Source organism: Modestobacter sp. DSM 44400 (genome assembly GCF_900107175.1).
Lineage (GTDB): Bacteria > Actinomycetota > Actinomycetes > Mycobacteriales > Geodermatophilaceae > Modestobacter.
The window spans coordinates 1-15,957 of sequence record NZ_FNOZ01000006.1 but is presented as its reverse complement, the minus strand read 5'-3'; the positions used below and the strand labels follow the sequence as shown (position 1 = coordinate 15,957).

Annotated in this window: 18 protein-coding genes; 12 read left to right on the top strand and 6 right to left on the bottom strand. The window is 71.9% G+C overall.

What is annotated here, in order from left to right; translation table 11 throughout:
- Window position 1 precedes the first annotated feature (1 nt).
- The 3 genes from BLW04_RS05865 (at window position 2) to BLW04_RS05855 (ending at window position 2,962) form a co-directional block, all read left to right on the top strand.
- Window positions 2-883, top strand: a complete 882-nt coding sequence (locus BLW04_RS05865; RefSeq protein ID WP_217630866.1) for a PhzF family phenazine biosynthesis protein — start codon at window positions 2-4, stop codon at window positions 881-883.
- On the top strand, window positions 877-1,857 hold the full coding sequence (locus BLW04_RS05860; RefSeq protein ID WP_254781109.1) for a DMT family transporter: 981 nt from the start codon (window positions 877-879) through the stop codon (window positions 1,855-1,857). The genes BLW04_RS05865 and BLW04_RS05860 overlap by 7 nt, the downstream gene beginning before the upstream one ends.
- Window positions 1,858-2,008: 151 nt before the next feature.
- On the top strand, window positions 2,009-2,962 hold the full coding sequence (locus tag BLW04_RS05855; protein ID WP_091537847.1) for an HpcH/HpaI aldolase/citrate lyase family protein: 954 nt from the start codon (window positions 2,009-2,011) through the stop codon (window positions 2,960-2,962).
- Window positions 2,963-3,009: 47 nt separating this feature from the next.
- Here the strand turns inward: BLW04_RS05855 and BLW04_RS05850 are convergent, their stop codons facing one another.
- Window positions 3,010-3,465 (bottom strand): DUF4190 domain-containing protein, encoded by a 456-nt coding sequence (locus BLW04_RS05850; RefSeq protein WP_254781108.1) that lies wholly within the window; start codon window positions 3,463-3,465, stop codon window positions 3,010-3,012.
- Between the two features lie 27 nt (window positions 3,466-3,492).
- Entirely contained in the window at window positions 3,493-4,200 is a 708-nt protein-coding gene (locus BLW04_RS05845; protein WP_139306747.1) for a hypothetical protein, read from the bottom strand.
- A 122-nt stretch (window positions 4,201-4,322) separates the two neighbouring features.
- Here BLW04_RS05845 and BLW04_RS05840 point away from each other — a divergent pair, with 122 nt between their 5' ends.
- The 6 genes from BLW04_RS05840 (at window position 4,323) to BLW04_RS05810 (ending at window position 9,817) form a co-directional block, all read left to right on the top strand.
- A complete protein-coding gene (locus BLW04_RS05840) occupies window positions 4,323-5,519 on the top strand; it encodes an acyl-CoA dehydrogenase family protein (protein ID WP_091537845.1) in 1,197 nt (398 codons plus the stop codon).
- Window positions 5,516-6,028, top strand: coding sequence for a phage holin family protein (locus BLW04_RS05835; protein ID WP_091537844.1), 513 nt, complete (start codon window positions 5,516-5,518; stop codon window positions 6,026-6,028). Before BLW04_RS05840 ends, BLW04_RS05835 begins: the two co-directional genes overlap by 4 nt.
- 217 nt (window positions 6,029-6,245) lie before the next feature.
- Window positions 6,246-7,184, top strand: coding sequence for an NADP-dependent oxidoreductase (locus BLW04_RS05825; RefSeq protein WP_091537842.1), 939 nt, complete (start codon window positions 6,246-6,248; stop codon window positions 7,182-7,184).
- A gap of 200 nt (window positions 7,185-7,384) precedes the next feature.
- Window positions 7,385-8,932 carry an acetolactate synthase large subunit gene (locus BLW04_RS05820; protein ID WP_175483914.1) on the top strand — a complete coding sequence of 516 codons (1,548 nt, stop codon included), beginning with the start codon at window positions 7,385-7,387 and terminating at the stop codon, window positions 8,930-8,932.
- Window positions 8,933-8,969: 37 nt separating this feature from the next.
- Window positions 8,970-9,215: a hypothetical protein gene (locus tag BLW04_RS05815; RefSeq protein WP_091537840.1), complete on the top strand. Its 246-nt coding sequence runs from the start codon at window positions 8,970-8,972 to the stop codon at window positions 9,213-9,215.
- A gap of 86 nt (window positions 9,216-9,301) precedes the next feature.
- Window positions 9,302-9,817: an OsmC family protein gene (locus tag BLW04_RS05810; RefSeq protein WP_091537839.1), complete on the top strand. Its 516-nt coding sequence runs from the start codon at window positions 9,302-9,304 to the stop codon at window positions 9,815-9,817.
- Window positions 9,818-9,829: 12 nt separating this feature from the next.
- Here BLW04_RS05810 and BLW04_RS26515 read toward each other — a convergent pair whose 3' ends face one another.
- On the bottom strand, window positions 9,830-9,988 hold the full coding sequence (locus tag BLW04_RS26515) for a hypothetical protein (protein WP_175483913.1): 159 nt from the start codon (window positions 9,986-9,988) through the stop codon (window positions 9,830-9,832).
- 1,035 nt (window positions 9,989-11,023) lie between these two features.
- Here BLW04_RS26515 and BLW04_RS05805 point away from each other — a divergent pair.
- Both BLW04_RS05805 and BLW04_RS05800 read left to right on the top strand, forming a co-directional pair.
- Window positions 11,024-11,683: an ATPase, T2SS/T4P/T4SS family gene (locus BLW04_RS05805; protein ID WP_254781107.1), complete on the top strand. Its 660-nt coding sequence runs from the start codon at window positions 11,024-11,026 to the stop codon at window positions 11,681-11,683.
- 12 nt (window positions 11,684-11,695) lie between these two features.
- A complete protein-coding gene (locus BLW04_RS05800) occupies window positions 11,696-13,138 on the top strand; it encodes a recombinase family protein (protein ID WP_091537838.1) in 1,443 nt (480 codons plus the stop codon).
- A 443-nt stretch (window positions 13,139-13,581) separates the two neighbouring features.
- Here BLW04_RS05800 and BLW04_RS25725 read toward each other — a convergent pair whose 3' ends face one another.
- On the bottom strand, window positions 13,582-13,929 hold the full coding sequence (locus BLW04_RS25725; RefSeq protein WP_175483912.1) for a hypothetical protein: 348 nt from the start codon (window positions 13,927-13,929) through the stop codon (window positions 13,582-13,584).
- 112 nt (window positions 13,930-14,041) lie between these two features.
- On the opposite strand from BLW04_RS25725, the gene BLW04_RS05795 reads away from it, so the two are divergent.
- Window positions 14,042-14,497 carry a hypothetical protein gene (locus tag BLW04_RS05795; protein ID WP_091537837.1) on the top strand — a complete coding sequence of 152 codons (456 nt, stop codon included), beginning with the start codon at window positions 14,042-14,044 and terminating at the stop codon, window positions 14,495-14,497.
- Between the two features lie 38 nt (window positions 14,498-14,535).
- On the opposite strand, the gene BLW04_RS05790 is transcribed toward BLW04_RS05795, so the two are convergent.
- A complete protein-coding gene (locus BLW04_RS05790) occupies window positions 14,536-14,844 on the bottom strand; it encodes a hypothetical protein (protein ID WP_091537836.1) in 309 nt (102 codons plus the stop codon).
- A gap of 768 nt (window positions 14,845-15,612) precedes the next feature.
- Window positions 15,613-15,957, bottom strand: a 345-nt coding sequence (locus tag BLW04_RS05785) for a transposase (RefSeq protein ID WP_139306745.1), incomplete at its 5' end; no start/stop codon positions are given.

Here is a 15,957-nt window from a genome sequence, read left to right as displayed (position 1 = left end):
CGTGGCGTTCTCCGCACCTGACCGGCTGGACTACGAGGTCGTGGACGTGTTCGCGCCCCGGCCCTACGCCGGCAACCCGCTCGCCGTGGTCTTCGACGCCGACGGGCTGAGCACCGCGCAGTGCCAGACGCTGGCCTTCGAGTTCCACCTGTCCGAGACGTCGTTCCTCTGCGCCGCGACCGACGCCACGGCCGACTACCGGGTGCGCATCTTCACCCCGTTCGCCGAGCTGCCGTTCGCCGGGCACCCCAGCGTCGGCGCGGCCCATACCCTGGTGCGCACCGGCCGGCTGCCCGCCGGAAGGCTGCGCCAGGAGTGCGGCGTGGGCGTGCTGGACCTGACCGTGGACGACGCCGGCGCCACCCTCGGCGGTGGCTCGCCCACCCTGGAGCCCGGCCCCGACCCGGCCGCGCTCGCCGCGGCGCTGGGCCTGGCGCTCGATGACCTGGCCGGGGTGCCGGTGCGCGTGGCCGGCTGCGGGCTACCCTTCGCGTTCCTCGCCGTCCGGGACGGTGCCGTGGACCGGGCCCGGCCGGACCAGGCGGCGCTGGACGCCCTCGGTGTGGGGGACGGGGTGTCCGTGTTGAGCTGGGATACCGCCGAGCGGACCGCCTACGCCCGGGTGTTCGCCGGCGACCTGCGCTGGGGCGAGGATCCGGCGACCGGCTCGGCCGCGTTGGGCACCGGTGTGTGGCTGGTCGCGGCCGGTCTGGTCGACCCCGACGGCACCAGCGACTACACGATCCGGCAGGGCGAGGCCCTCGGTCGACCCTCGGTGCTCCGCTGCACGGTGACCGCCGCCGCGGGCCGGGCCACCGCGGCCACGGTCACCGGCGCCGTCGTCCCGGTCGCGGCCGGGACCATCGCCGTCCCGGCATGCTGAAGGACCCTGCTGCCCCCCATCACTCGCAGGCTCGCGGCGGGCCCCTGCAGCAGGGCCGTACGGCCCCACCGGCGTGGGCGGTCAGCCGGCCCGGCGGGCGTGATGCCCTGCTGATGTCGGTCGCCGTCCTGGGGGTGTCCTTCTCAGGTCCCCTCACCACGCTGGTCGCGGCGTCGATCCTGGCGATCGCCTTCTGGCGCAACGCGGCCGGCGCGGTCCTGCTGCTCCCGGTACTGCTGCTGCGCGAGCGAGCGACGCTGACCGGCCTGAGGCCGCGACAACTGGCCAGCTCGCTGGTCGCGGGGCTCTTCCTCGCCGCGCACTTCGCCGCCTGGCTGCCCAGCCTGTCGATGACGACGGTCGCCGCCTCCACCGCCCTGGTCACGACCACGCCCATCTGGACGGCGCTGGCCGCCCGCCTCTCCGGAGTGCGCCTACCGGCCCCGGTCTGGTGGGGGTTGGCGTTGGCCGTGCTCGGGGCGGCGCTGATCGCCGGGGTCGACGTCGCGGTGTCGTGGGAGGCGCTCGCCGGTGACGGCCTGGCCCTGCTGGGCGCGATCTGCGCGGGCGGCTACATGCTCGCCGGCGCCCGCGCCCGGGAACGGCTGAGCACTTCGGCGTACGCGGTCGTTTGCTACTCGGTCTGCGCGGTCGCGCTGGCCCTGGCCGCGTTGGTGGCCGGCGTCCCGCTGGCCGGGTTCAGCGCGCGCGACTGGTGGCTCATCGCGGCGATCACCTTCTGCGCGCAGCTGCTCGGCCACACGCTGCTCAACCTGGTGCTGTCCTCCGTCGGCCCCACCGTGGTGGGCCTGGCGGTGCTGCTGGAGGTCCCCGGCGCCCTGCTGGTTGCGCTGGTGCTGCTGGACCAGGTGCCGCCGCTGCTGGCGGTACCGGGGATGGTGGCCGTCGTCATCGGGGTGGCTTTGGTGATCCGCGCGAGCAGTTCGCCGACGGTGACCGAGCCGGTGACCTGACCTCCGGAGCCCCTCGCTGCTGTTGATCATCGGCGGGTGGCTGTGCGACGCGCCGACGGAGGCAGTCATTTGCCGATGATCACCGCGGTGCGACGGCGCGGGGAGGGCGTCGCTACTCTCCGGTGACCCGACTCGAGAAAGCGGAGGCACCGTGGCCGAGCTCCGATCCCGTCGTTCCAACCTCGCCGTCCCGGGCAGCAACCCCCGGTTCCTGGAGAAGGCCAAGGGCCTCCCCGCCGACCAGGTGTTCCTCGACCTGGAGGACTCCTGCGCGCCGCTGGCCAAGCCCGGCGCCCGCAAGAACATCGTCGCGGCGCTGAACGAGGGCGGCTGGGGCGACAAGATCCGCACCGTCCGGGTCAACGACTGGACGACGCAGTGGACCTACACCGACGTGATCGAGGTCGTCGGCGGCGCCGGCGCGGAGCTCGACGCCATCATGCTGCCGAAGGTGGCCGACGCCGGTCAGGTCCAGGCGCTGGACATGCTGCTCACCCAGCTGGAGAAAGCCAACGGCCTGGAGGTCGGCCGGATCGGCATCGAGGCGCAGATCGAGACGGCGCAGGGGCTGATCAACGTCAACCAGATCGCCTTCGCCAGCCCGCGGATCGAGACGATCATCTACGGGCCCGCCGACTTCATGGCCAGCATCAACATGAAGTCGCTGGTGGTCGGCGCCCTGCACCCGGACTACCCCGGCGACCCGTTCCACTACATCCTCATGCAGATCCTGATGGCCGCCCGCGCCCGCGGTGTGCAGGCCATCGACGGCCCCTTCCTGCAGGTGCGCGACGTGCCGGCCTTCGAGGAGGTCGCCAGGCGCTCGGCGATGCTGGGCTTCGACGGCAAGTGGGTGCTGCACCCGGGGCAGATCGACGCGGCCAACGAGATCTACGCGCCTTCCCAGGAGGACTACGACCACGCCGAACTCATCCTCGACGCCTACGACTGGGCGACGTCGGAGGCCGGTGGCAAGAAGGGCTCGGCGATGCTCGGTGACGAGATGATCGACGAGGCGAGCCGCAAGATGGCGCTCGTGATCGCCGGCAAGGGCCGCGCCGCCGCGATGCAGCGCACCTCTTCGTTCACCCCGCCGGAGGGCTGAGCTCTGGGCTGAGACCGGTGGCGCGCGCCACCGGTCCCAACCCGCCGTCAGGGCCCGAACGAGCCGCTGGTGATCGAGGCGACCGCCACCAGCCAGATGACCAGCCCGAGGGCGAACAGGGTGGTCGCGATGCCGCCGATGATGATCGCGGCCACGGCCAGCCCGTCGCCGGCCTCCCCGGTCCGGGAGATTTGTCGCCGGGCGATCAGCCCGGTGACCAGCCCGGCCGGTGCGAACGCGAAGCACAGTGCCAGGGCCACGATCGCCAGGGTGTTGGTCGGTGGGCGGTAGCCGGCGGGCGCCCAGCCGGGCGGGCCGTAGCCCGGTGCGCTGCCCCAACCGGGCGGCGGGCCGTAGCCGGGTGGGGGGCCGTAGCCGGGTGGGGGGCCGTAGCCGGGTGGGGGGCCGTAGCCGGGTGGGGGGCCGTAGCCGGGCGCGGCCATGGGGCCGGCGTCATTCGGGGGCGGGTCACCCCGGTAGGTGCCTTCGTCGGGCTGGGTCACGTCGTCCTCCTCGGGATGGTCGCCGGCTCAGGCGCCGATGACCGAGGCCGGCAGCTGGCGGAGCCGGCCGGCGATGCGCTGCGCCGCGGTCAGAGTGGCGTCCGGGTCCTCGCCGATCAAGATCGACAGAACCGCGCCGCGCACCTGCGTGACGACCACCTGCGTCACGCCGCCGGCCAGCCGGTACCGCAGCACCAACGTGTCGGCGGTGAGCCCGGAAGCCGCTGGAGAGGGCAGGAACGTGTAGTCCTCCGGCGGGCAGCCGGCGAAGGCGGCGCCCAGCTCGCGCAGCGCGAGGGCGGCGTCCGCGGCGGTGTCGTAGGCGATCGCCTCGCTGCTGATCGCCGGTGCGCCGGTGGGGTCCACGCCGACGACGGGGTACTTCGCCGTCCGGTGCGCCTCCGCGGTGGCCGCCCCGCCACAGATCCCGGCCAGGCTCGGGTCGTCGGACAGGTCGCCGTCGGGCACCGGGTTGGCCTGCACCGACCAGCCGGCCGGGAGGTCTGCGGCGCGCAGCGCGGTGGCCATCGCCGCCTGCGCGGTCGTGGTGACCGCAGCGGGGTCGGCGGCCGCCTCGGCGGAGGCCGCGGCCACCGCCGCCGACGGTTCCAGCGAGGCGGTGACACTGCTCGTGGATGACGCCGCCGCCGGGTCACCGCTGTCGGCACCGCAGCCGGTCAGCCCCACCCCGGCCACCAGCGCCACCAGCAGCACGCGGACCCGGCAGCTGCTCATCCGCCCGACGGTAACCGCCGGACCAGGACCGGACCGGCGGTGACGAGGGACACGGCGAGGCGGCGGCCGGCGTCCGCCATACTCGCGGGTAACCGAGACACCGCCGTCCCGAGGAGGAAGCGATGACCCGCCTGGCCCAGACCGCGGACCTGACCGACGTCCAGCAGGAGATCCTCCTCACCGTCCGCAGCTTCGTGGACAAGGAGATCATCCCCAAGGCCCAGGAGCTCGAGCACGGCGACATCTACCCCACGGAGATCGTCGACGCGCTCAAGGAGATGGGGATATTCGGGCTCACCATCCCCGAGGAGTTCGGCGGGCTGGGCGAGTCGCTGCTGACCTACGCGCTGGTCGCCGAGGAGATCGCCCGCGGCTGGATGAGCGTCTCCGGGGTCATCAACACCCATTTCATCGTCGCGCACCTGATCACCCAGCACGGCACGCCGGAGCAGAAGCAGGAGTACCTGCCGCGGATGGCCGCCGGCGACCTGCGCGGTGCTTTCTCCATGTCCGAGCCCGGGTTGGGGTCCGACGTGGCGGCGATCCGCACCAGGGCCACCCGGGACGGCGACGAGTACGTCATCAACGGGTCGAAGATGTGGCTGACCAACGGCGAGAACTCCACGCTGGTCGCCTTCCTGGTCAAGACCGACGAGGGCAGCGACTCGCCTTACAAGAACATGACCACGTTCCTCGTCGAGAAGACCCCGGGCCTGGGCGAGCGGCTGCCCGGCTTCTCCATCCCCGGGCGCATCGACAAGATGGGCTACAAGGGGATCGACACCACCGACGCCAGCTTCGACGGCTTCCGGATCGGCGCGGACAAGATCCTCGGTGGAGCTCCGGGCAAGGGCTTCTACCAGATGATGGACGGCGTCGAGGTCGGCCGCGTCAACGTCGCCGCCCGCGGCTGCGGGGTGGCGGTTCGGGCCTTCGAGCTCGCCGTGGCCTACGCCCAGCAGCGGGAGACCTTTGGCAAGCCGATCGCCGAGCACCAGGCGATCGCGTTCAAGCTGGCCGAAATGGGCACCAAGGTCGAGGCCGCCCACACGATGATGGTGCGGGCGGCACGGCTGAAGGACTCCGGCGCCCGCAACGACGTCGAAGCCGGCATGGCCAAGCTGATCGCCAGCGAGTTCGCCAGCGAGGTCACCCAGGACTCCTTCCGGATCCACGGCGGCTACGGCTACTCCCAGGAGTACGAGATCGAGCGGCTCATGCGCGAGGCGCCGTTCCTACTCATCGGTGAGGGCACCAGCGAGATCCAGAAGACGATCATCAGCCGGGGCCTGCTCAAGGAGTACGCGCTCAAGCGGTGAGCCGTCGGGGATGGGTCTCGGCCCGCGATGCCGCGGGCGACTGGTGGGTGCTGTCGGTCTACGACGACGGCTGGTGCGCGGTGCCCGCACCGGTCCGGACGGCGGAGGACACCCGCCGGCGGGTCCGGCAGCTGATCGCCACCCTGGTCACGGTGGTCGGGCTGTTCGCCGCGGCGGCCGCCACCGCCGCGCTGGTGCCCTCCGCGCCCTGGCTGTCCTACCTGCTGCTGGCCGCGAGCCTGGGTGTGCTGGTCCTGCTCGGCGTCCGGGCAGCCCGCCGCCGGGTCCGGGACCGACCGCCGGTGTTCGCCACCTCGGGCGAGCAGGCCGCCGCGGTCGACGGTGCCCGGCGGACGGCGCGTGACCAGGTGCGCAGGGTCGCCCTGCACCGGGAGGGGCACGAGGACGTGGTCACGGTGACCGTGCGCCGCGGCGCGCCGCTGGTCTACCGCTCGCCGGACCGCACGCTGGGCCGGTTGCTCTCCGCCTGGGCGCCGACGGCCGGGTGACCCCGACGACGTTGTGCTCTGAGTCGCCGGGCGACTCAGAGCACAACTGCGCTGGGATGACTCAGCCGGCCGGCTGGGTGAGGTCGTACAGCGTGACCCCGTCCACCGTCTGGGCGGCGAAGGTGTCCGACACCCAGGCGGCGATCTCCGCAGGCGCGCTGCTGCCGCCGTCGCTGCCCTCGTGTGGCCGCCGACCGACCGGGGGTAGGCAGGTGCCATGAGAGCTGCTGGAGTCACGGAGTTCGGTGGGCCCGGTGCCCTGCACCTGGTCGACGTCCCGGCGGAGCCCTTGGGCGCCGGACAGGTGCGCGTCCGGGTGACCGCGGCCGCGGTGAACCCGACCGACACCTACGCCCGCAACGGCACCTACGCCGGCCGCGACCCGGTGAAGGAGTTCCCCTACGTCCCCGGCATGGACGTCGCCGGGGTGCTGGCCGAGATCGGTGCGGGGGTGGAGACCGACCTCGCCGTGGGCCAGCACGTGATGGGGATTGTCGTCCCCACCGGGGCGCACGGCGGCTACCGGGAGGACATCGTGCTGCCGGCCGGTTCGGTGACCCGGGTGCCGGCCGGGTCCAGTGACGAGGCCGCGGCGACCCTGCCGATGAACGGGCTCACCGCCCGGCTGGCGCTGAACACCATGGCGCTGCGGCCGGGGCAGGTGCTGGCGGTGACCGGCGCGGCGGGCGCGTTCGGCGGGTACGTCGTCCAGCTGGCCAGAAGCGACGGATTGACCGTCGTCGCCGATGCGGCGGAGGCAGACGAGCAGCTGGTGCGCGAGCTGGGCGCTGACGTGGTCATCCGGCGTGGGGACGACGTCGCGGCCCGGATCCGCGCGGAGTTCCCCGACGGCGTCGACGGGCTGGCCGACGGCTCGGTGCAGGACGCCGCGACGCTTCCCGCTGTCCGGGACGGCGGTGTGGTGACCACGGTCCGCCGCTACCGGGGCGACGGGCAGCGCGGCCTGACGGTGACCCCGGTGGGGGTGCGCCGGTACGCCGAGGAGCAGGCGGCGCTCGACCGGCTGCGGGAGCAGGTGGAGAAGGGCGAGGTCACGCTGCGGGTCGCGGCCACCTTCCCGGCGGCCGACGCGGCCGAGGCGCACCGCCGGCTCGAGGCCGGTGGCGTGCGCGGCCGCCTGGTGCTCACCTTCTGACCGGCTGCCCCGCCCCCCCCTGCCCGACGATCATGGAGCTGCGGTGTCGACACGCCAGCAACGACCGGCGTGTCCCCACGCCAGCTCCATGATCGTCGGGGATGGGCCGAGTCCGGCCGCCGGCAGCGCGTCTCGCCGCGTCCGACGGCCCGTGCAAGGGTGCAGGAGGCCTCGCCGGGGAGGCCGGAGGCGGAGGACACGTGAACGGCGCACAGGCAGTAATCCGCACGCTGGTCGGCGGCGGGGTGGACATCTGCTTCGCCAATCCCGGCACCTCGGAGATGCATTTCGTGGCCGCGTTGGACGACGTGCCGGAAATGCGCGCCGTCCTCACCCTGTTCGAGGGCGTGGCCACCGGCGCGGCCGACGGCTACGCGCGGATGACCGGCCGGCCGGCCGCAACCCTGCTGCACCTGGGGCCCGGCCTGGGCAACGGCGTGGCCAATCTGCACAACGCCCGCCGGGCGGCGGTGCCGCTGGTCAACGTCGTCGGCGACCACGCCCTGGCGCACAAGCGGCTCGACGCGCCGCTGGAGTCCGACATCGACGCGATCGCCGGCGCGGTGTCGGGCTGGGTGCGGCGCTCGCTGGCCACCTCGGCGGTGGGGGAGGACGTCGCCGAGGCGGTGGCAACCGCCTCGGGAGCACCCGGCCAGGTGGCCACGCTGGTGCTGCCCGCCGACGTGTCATGGAGTGAGGGCGCGGAGGTGGCCGCCGTGCCGGGCCGCCGTCCGGCCGCGCTCGTGCCGCCGGCCGTGCTCGACGAGGTGGCCGGCGTCCTCGGCGGCTCGACTGTGCTGTTCCTGGCCGGGGAGGCAGTCACCGAGGAGGGGTTGCTGGCCGCGGCGCAGGTGGCTGCCGGCACCGGTGCCCGGCTGCTCGCGACCACGTTCCCGACCCGGATGGCCCGCGGCGCCGGGGTGCCCGACGTCCTCAAGCTGCCCTACGCGCCGCAGGCGGCGATGAAGGAGCTGGCTGGGGTCGAGCACCTGGTGCTGGTCGGCGCCAAGGAGCCGGTCGCGTTCTTCGCCTACCCGGACCTGCCCGGCCGGCTGGCGCCGGAGGACTGCGCGGTGCACGTGCTGTCCCGGCCGGGCGAGGACGGCGTTGCGGCGCTGCGGGCGCTCGCCGAACGGGTCGCGCCCGAGGCCACCCCCGTGTTGAGCGAGCCGCACCGCCCCGAGCTGCCCACCGGTGCGCTGACCCCGGCGTCCATGGCCGACGTCGTGGGGGCACTGCTGCCCGAGCGGGCGATTGTCGTCGACGAGGCGCTGACCTCCGGGATACACCTGTCCGCGGCCACCGCCGGGGCGCCGCCGCACGACTGGCTCACCCTGACCGGCGGGGCGATCGGCCAGGGACTTCCGGCGGCGACCGGGGCCGCGGTGGCCTGCCCGGACCGGCCGGTGGTCAGCCTGCAGGCCGACGGCAGCGCGATGTACACGATCCAGGCGTTGTGGACCCAGGCCCGCGAGCGGCTCGACGTCACCACCGTCATCTGCGACAACGGCGCCTACGCCATCCTCGCCGGGGAGCTGCAGAACGTCGGGGCGCGCAGCGGCGGCGAGCGCGCGGGTCAGCTGCTGGACCTGGGCAGCCCTGGCCTGGACTTCGTCGCGCTGGCCACCGGGCTGGGCGTGCCGGCCACCCGGGCGACGACGGCGGAGGAGCTGGCCGAGCAGTTCGCGGCGGCGCTGGTCGAGCCCGGCCCGCACCTCATCGACGCGGTGCTGCGCACCGGCAGCTGACCAGGTCGGCGGCCGTCGCCGGCACTAGCGTCCCGTCATGGACATCACCACTCTGAACGACCGGCACCTGTACCGGGGCACGGTCACCGTCCTGGACGACGCGGCGGCCTCCGGGCAGCTCGAGCTGTCGCACCGCACCGTGCGGTTCGGGCCGGCCGGTTGGCTGACCGTGACGACCGGCGCGAGCGGCGAGGACCGGATCGAGATGTACCCGCTGCACCGGGTGCTCCTCGTGGACGACCTCGAGGAGGCGACCCCTGACCCGGCCCTGCTGGGCGGCTGACGGGGCTCCTGCGGCGGCCGGCTGGCATCCGGATGTCGGACGGACGACCATCGACGTCCTGACCCGTCTGGCTGGAGGAACCGATCGTGAACGCCGCTGAACTTCGCACACTGCAGGCCCCGCTCAAGCACCGGTACCGCGACGACCCCGGGACGGCGTGCGCGCCGATGGAGGCCCGCGCCACCTGGACCGATCCCGGTGTGACCGCGACCGTGGAGACCTGGGCCGGCCCGGTGCGCGCCGGGCTGCACCCGTTCACCGGGGGCGACGGCTCGGACGCCTGCTCCGGCGACATGCTGCTGCAGGCGCTGCTCGGCTGCGCCGGGGTGACCCTGCGGAGCGTGGCGACGGCGATGGGCATCGAGGTGCGCAGCGCCTCGTTCACCGCCCGCGGGCAGATGGACGCCCGCGGCACCCTCGGCGTCGCCAAGGACGCGCCGGTGGGCATGCGCGACATCGAGGTGGTTGCCGAACTGGACACCGACGCCGACGACACCGCGCTGGAGAAGCTGGCGTCGCTGACCGAGCGGTACTGCGTGGTCGCCCAGACCCTGGCCGTCACGCCGCACTTCACCGTCCGGAAGACGGCGCCCGTGGGCTGAGCAGGTGGTCGGTCACGAGCCGGGAGCGAGGTTGTAGATCAGGAACATCGCGCCGAACATGACCGCGATGGTGCCGATGAGCAGCAGGAACAGCAGCGAGCTGTGCGCCTGCAGCCGGGTGACCTTGTCGCTGTCGCTGTCGGGGTCGTGGTCGTGGTTCGGTGCGCTCACGGGACCTCCTGGAGATGGTGGTCGAGCCCGACGCCGTCTTGGCCCGGCCGGCTACGTCTTACCCGGCCGGCAGCCGCATCACGCACGCCGGCACGGGGACGCCGCCCTGTGGGCGACGCCCGCGTGACCGACCGGAGGTCTACTTCAGGACCACGACCTCGTGCGTCCCCATGACCGCGTGCGGAACGCCCGTCTCCTCATCGGCGATGAAGCACAGCGGCACGTACGTGCCGCGCGGCAGGTCGTGGGCCACCTGCATCTCGCCCCCGGGCGAGACACGTCATTGCCGCCGCTCGGCCCCTCGACGGAGAAGTCGGGCTCCTGGGTCGCGTTCTCGTCCTCCAGCGCGGCTTGGACGTCGTCGTCCGTGGTGTCCCTCGTCACCGGGACCATGACCATGACCATGACCATGACCATGACCATGAAGTGAATCGTGTGCGACACGTTGGAGAACGTGTACGTGCCCTCGTGCGGCCAGGTTTTCGGCGCCTGAAGTCGTGCGCGAGCGCCGGGCCCGCACCGGCGCCGACGAGCCCACCGCAGGCGACGATGACCATGTCGCTCTCGAGGACCGAACGGATCATGACGTGCCCTCTCCCCAACACACGGCGGCGGCTCGGGTCTCGCCGCCCGGTCGTCCGCCGCACGGGGCCGTTCGGCGGTAGGGGGAGGGTCCCGCTGAGCGCTGGGCATGAACCGACTGGACGCGGATGGACCGCGGCCGCCGGCAGGTCTCTCACCCTTCGTCCGCCGGCATCGCCGGAGCGCAGTCACCGGAGCGAGCGGCCGACGCGGGTGAGCAGTTGTCGGCGGTCCGTTGCGTCGGTCGACGGAGTCGATAGCGGTCGACGTGATCAGGGCGTCGACGGGACAGTCGGATCCGATGTGGAACCAGGAGGCCGTCGCGTTCACCTGATCGGGTGAACGTCGCCGTCCGATGGTCACAGTTGGTCCACAGGGCCTCGGCAGAGGACCGGTCATTCCGCTTACAGTCACCGGACTCAAACGTTTCGATGGCTGCTCAGCGGGGGTGTCGTGCCGACTTCGGTCAGTGCTGTCGACGTCGTCGACGGCGAGGTCCGGGAGCTGATCCGTCGTCGTGGGCTCGACCCGTTCATCGACCCGGCACCGATCCGGCTTCTGGTGCGGGACGCGGTGGCCGATTACTCGGAGCGGTCGCTGTCCTCGACGCTGCCGCCGATCGGCGACCCGGAGACCGTCGTCCGCGACGTGCTGGACCGGGTGGCCGGCTTCGGTCCGCTGCAGCGCTGGCTGGACGACCCGGAGGTCGAGGAGATCTGGGTAAACGAGCCGGGCCGGGTCTTCATCGCGCGGCGAGGCCGCAGCGAGCTGACGACGACGATCCTGGGCGCCGGGCAGCTGGCAGACCTGGTGGAGCGAATGCTGCGGACGTCGGGTCGACGTATCGACATGAGCACGCCTTTCGTCGACGCGACGATGCCCGATGGGTCCCGGCTGCACGTGGTCATCCCGGACATCACCCGCCGCCACATGGCGGTGAACATCCGCAAGTTCGTCCTCCAGGCGCACAGCCTCGACGAACTGGTCGCCCTCGGCACGCTGCCTGCGCACGTGGCCCGGTTCCTGGAGGCGGCCGTCGCCGCGGGGCTGAACATCCTGGTCTCCGGGGGCACCCAGGCCGGGAAGACGACGCTCGTCAACTGTACGAACTGACGTACTTGCGGGGTGACCGCAACCCTCAACGGCCCCACGGTTCGGCCTGGCGCTTCGCTCGCCGACGTTCCTCGCGCCGCGGTTTACTGCCGCATCAGTGACGATCGCCGTGGGCTCGGCCTCGGCGTCGAGCGGCAGCGCCAGGACTGCCACGAACTTGCGCGTCGGCATGGCTGGGAGGTCGTCAGCACCTACACCGACAACGACGTCAGCGCGTACTCCGGGAAGCCCCGCCCTCAGTACGCCCAGCTCATGGAGTTCGTGCAGGCGGGGAAGGTCGACGTCGTCCTGGCCTGGGACCCCGATCGCCTACACCGTTCCCCGGCCGAGCTGGAGAGCTTCATAGTCGCGGTCGAGCGGGCCGGCGTCGACGTGGTGACCGTGCAGGCGGGGGAGTGGGATCTGTCAACGGCGAACGGCCGGCTGACGGCGCGCTTGCTCGGCAGCATTGCCCGTCACGAGTCCGAACATAAGTCGGAGAGGGTGCGTCGAGCCTTGGAGCAGAACGCCACCGCGGGACGTTCACATGGGCGCCGCGCCTACGGATGGCAGCGCCAACAGACGCCGGAAGGTGTCCTCCGCGAGGTCATCGTCCCGAGCGAGGCGGCCGTCGTTCGGCGCATTGCGGAGGCCCTGCTGGCAGGGGAGTCGCTGCGATCGCTTACGGCCGCCCTCAACGCCGAGGGGGTCCCCTCGGCAACCGGGAAGCCCTGGGGCAAGAACATGGTCCGTGCCCTGGTCCTACGCGAACGCAATGCCGGCCTGCGCGTTCATCGCGGCGAGGTCGTCGGCGAGGGGGCTTGGGAGGCCATCCTCGATCGGGGGCGCTGGGAACAGTTGCGGGCGGTCCTGTCCGACCCAGGGCGGAGGACGAGCACGGGCACGGCCGCCGCGCACCTGCTGTCCGGTATCGCCCGCTGTGGTGTCTGCGGAGCCACGCTGCGCGTCGCCCAGAACCGCGGGGTCCCGTCCTACCGATGCTCCGCCAGCGGCTGCGTGATCCGTCGGAAGGGGGACCTTGACGGCCTGGTCGTAGGCGTGGTCACAGCGCGACTGGCGCGGCCAGACGCCCTGGGGCTGTTCACCCCGGATGACAGCGTCGAGCGGTCTGCTGCGCTCGCGGAGGCGGAGCAGCTGCGGGGCCGGCTCGATCACGCTGCAGACCAGTACGCGGATGGCGCCATCGACGGGCGGCAGTTGGAGAGGATCACGGCCAAGCTGCGTCCACTGCTGGCTGCGGCCGAGGGTCGGGCCCGCGTGCTGGACCCCGCGCCCCTCTTGGACGGGCTGGTCGGCGCCGAGGATGTGGTGGAGGTCTGGGAGTCGCTGCCGCTGAGCCGCCGTCGCGCCGTCGTGGACACGCTGCTGACCATCACCGTCTCCCAGACGCGCCAGGGTGCACGGACGTTCGATCCCGAGGCGGTCGCGATCGGCTGGAAGGGACCGGGCGCGTGAGCAACCGTCGGGACGGTGACCCCCGTCCTACCCGGCAAGGCACCGGGTTCGGTGTCGGGCTCGAAGACCCAGAACTACTTCCCCACGTTTGACTGCGTACGATCGTCGACGGTAAGCGCCGCTGAGCTGGACTTTTGCCGTTGGTCGTCGCTAGCCGGTGAGTGTCGCGATTGGCCGTTTTGCGGACTAGTTGCGGACTGGCTGCGGACCAGGATCGCATGAGCTTCGGCCCTCTCACCGCTCTCGAGACACGGTTTCCGCGTCCCCACCCGGATCAGCATGCCGCCTGCGGCAGGCGCCGGAAGGGCGCCGCGCGTCCCTACGGGATGGGCCTCCAGCCCACCCGTCCCCCGCCGCGCCGCAGCCGGACGGAGCGGGTTGCGGGGAAGCAGCCGACGTGGGAACCGACACACGCCCATAGCGGCCCACCTAGGGACGGTTCGTCACGACGCCTGCGCTGTTCCGCTCACCGGGGCCAGGCGGCGAAGGTACGCCTTCTTCTTGAAGAGGGTCGCAATGCCAGACGCCCCGGTCGTCTGCACACGAAGCCGAACGGTCTGACCCGGGGCGACATCTACGTCCACCGGATCGCTGCCTGTCCAGTCGATGTGGGCGCTGACCCGATGACCTCCGGCAGCCACGGGTAGGTCGGCCGTCGATCCTGGCGTGACTTCTCCGACCGGCACGCCGTCCACACGGATCTCGTAGGACCGCAGGCTGTCGCGGTACTTGCCGCCAGGCCGCTCGATGATCAGACATCCTTGATCTGCCATGCGGCCAGCATCGGGCACGCAAGATCACTTCGCGAGTTGGGTGCTGACCTGCGATGCACCGGGTGTCCCATAGGCCGCCTTCAGGGCGAGCCGGCCGGTGTCCCTGAGCGGCCCACTCGGGGACATTTGCGTGGGCGCTACCGACCCATCGACGCGCTCGGGCAAGATCAGCGAGGTGCGATGGGTCAGGCAGATGCGTCAGGCGTCGCGGGCACGGCACTTCGCGCGGCAGACCCAGGAGGAAGCGCGTCGCGAGGAACTGCGCGAAGCGGTCGTCCTACTCATGTCGGATTACGACTGCCAGGTCCAGCAGGGGGTCGACTGGATCGAGGTCCGTGGTCGTCCGGCGGCATGTCGGTTCCGCATCGACCTGGCTGGTGGCTTGGCGCTTTTGGACGCCGGCGACGAGAGCGAGTACGTAGCGGAGTGGGTCCTCGGTACGCCCGGGGAACAAGCCGACCTCGTTGCGCTTCTGCAGCGACTCGTTGAGGGGGACCTCGCGACGCTTCCTCCGGGGCTGAACAACGTGCGCCTCGTGGACTACCGCAGCTATCTCCCCTTGGCACCGCGCCAACGGTCGCCCTGAGGCCGCCCGCTGTCCTTGCGCGGCCCACTCAGGGGTACCTAGTCGTCGACCCCGAACGCGTCCTGACGCAGCCTCGATGCGTCCTCTGCGGTCGTCCATTCGACCCGCAGGGTCTCGCCGAGCGTGAAGCGTCCCGCCGCGTAGTCCCGCAGAGCTTGCTCGACCCCGTCCCGCCCTGCAACGACGTGGTCGCTGAACTTGTCGTCCAGGATGACCCATTCCCAGAAGTAGTCGTACGTCGGCGACCACTTGGTCCACCACCAGTGCCCCGACGCTTGGTCGGCGCGAACGTCGACTCGGACCAGCAGCAGACCGACTTCGGTCCCGTTCCGGTAGAGGCGACCCACGCGCTCCCGCCACGGATCAAGGCGTGGGTCCGGCGTGTGTGCTGACCAGTCAGGCCTCCGAGCCACGCCTCCGACGCTACCGGTCAGGAAGGGCTGGCTGGTTGGCGCTCGTCAGCGTCTCTGAAGCCGCCCTGTGTCTCATAGCGGCACACTCAAAGACAGTCGGGGCGAGGGTGCTTCGCCTGCTGCGGGGGTCTGACGGCAAGGATGCGGCGCGCGGCGCGGCGTTCCCCGAACATTTGTCCCAGCGTACCGCCGAAGGGGTCCTCCAGCAGGCGCAGGAGAACGTCCCGCCGCCCTCGCGAAATTGGCCTCGGTGCCAACTCGTCTCGCGCCCAGTCACGAGCGGCCCTTGTTATTGCAGGGTCGGGATGCGTCTCTCCACGTCGAGCGGCACGCAGGACGGCTCTCTGCTCTGACCACCGCAGGCCGGCCCAGGTGCGCTGGCGGTGCTTGGGCACCACGGGGAAGCCGTCATCGTCGTAGGCCACGGGCCTGCGCCGCTGCCCCGGCTTCTCCTTGCTCCCATCCACGACCGCATCGTGCCCGGCGGCCGAGTACGAAGTGGACTGGAGCGTGTTGGACACGCCCGTCAGGTGTCCCAGAGGCCGCCTTCTGGGACACCTCCGGCCGCACCGCACCGCGCCACACCGGAACTGGTCCTGATACGCCCGGGTCTGCGCCGCGAGCGGCGTAGCTGCGTCATCCCGGACATGATTCAGACTGCCCCACTGACCTGCGCGGACACTCCGGACTAGAGCGTGTCTGCTAACTGCGGACGCGGTGATGGATGATCATGCAGCCGAGGAGGACACCGCCGAGGTAGGTGGTGGCGTATTTGTCGTAGCGGGTGGCGATAGCGCGCCACTGCTTGAGCCGGCCGAACCCGCGTTCGACGGTGTTGCGGTCCTTGTAGAGCTCGGCATCGCAGGCCGGTGGTCGCCCACCGGCCGAGCCCTTGGCCTTGCGGCGTGCGATCTGGTCGCTGCGTTCGGGAATCGTGTGAGCGATCTTCTTCGCCCGCAGGTGCGCCCGCGTACTGGGATGGGAGTACGCCTTGTCCGCCAGCAGCCGGAACGCGCCGGTGTCGCCACTGTGGTGCGCCTCCAGCAG

Coding starts and splice junctions, on each gene's coding strand:
- BLW04_RS05860 (WP_254781109.1), top strand. CDS start 877: ATGCTGAAGGACCCTGCTGCCCCCCATCACTCGCAGGCTCGCGGCGGG.
- BLW04_RS05840 (WP_091537845.1), top strand. CDS start 4,323: ATGACCCGCCTGGCCCAGACCGCGGACCTGACCGACGTCCAGCAGGAG.
- BLW04_RS05815 (WP_091537840.1), top strand. CDS start 8,970: ATGGACATCACCACTCTGAACGACCGGCACCTGTACCGGGGCACGGTC.
- BLW04_RS05845 (WP_139306747.1), bottom strand. CDS start 4,200: ATGAGCAGCTGCCGGGTCCGCGTGCTGCTGGTGGCGCTGGTGGCCGGG.
- BLW04_RS05825 (WP_091537842.1), top strand. CDS start 6,246: ATGAGAGCTGCTGGAGTCACGGAGTTCGGTGGGCCCGGTGCCCTGCAC.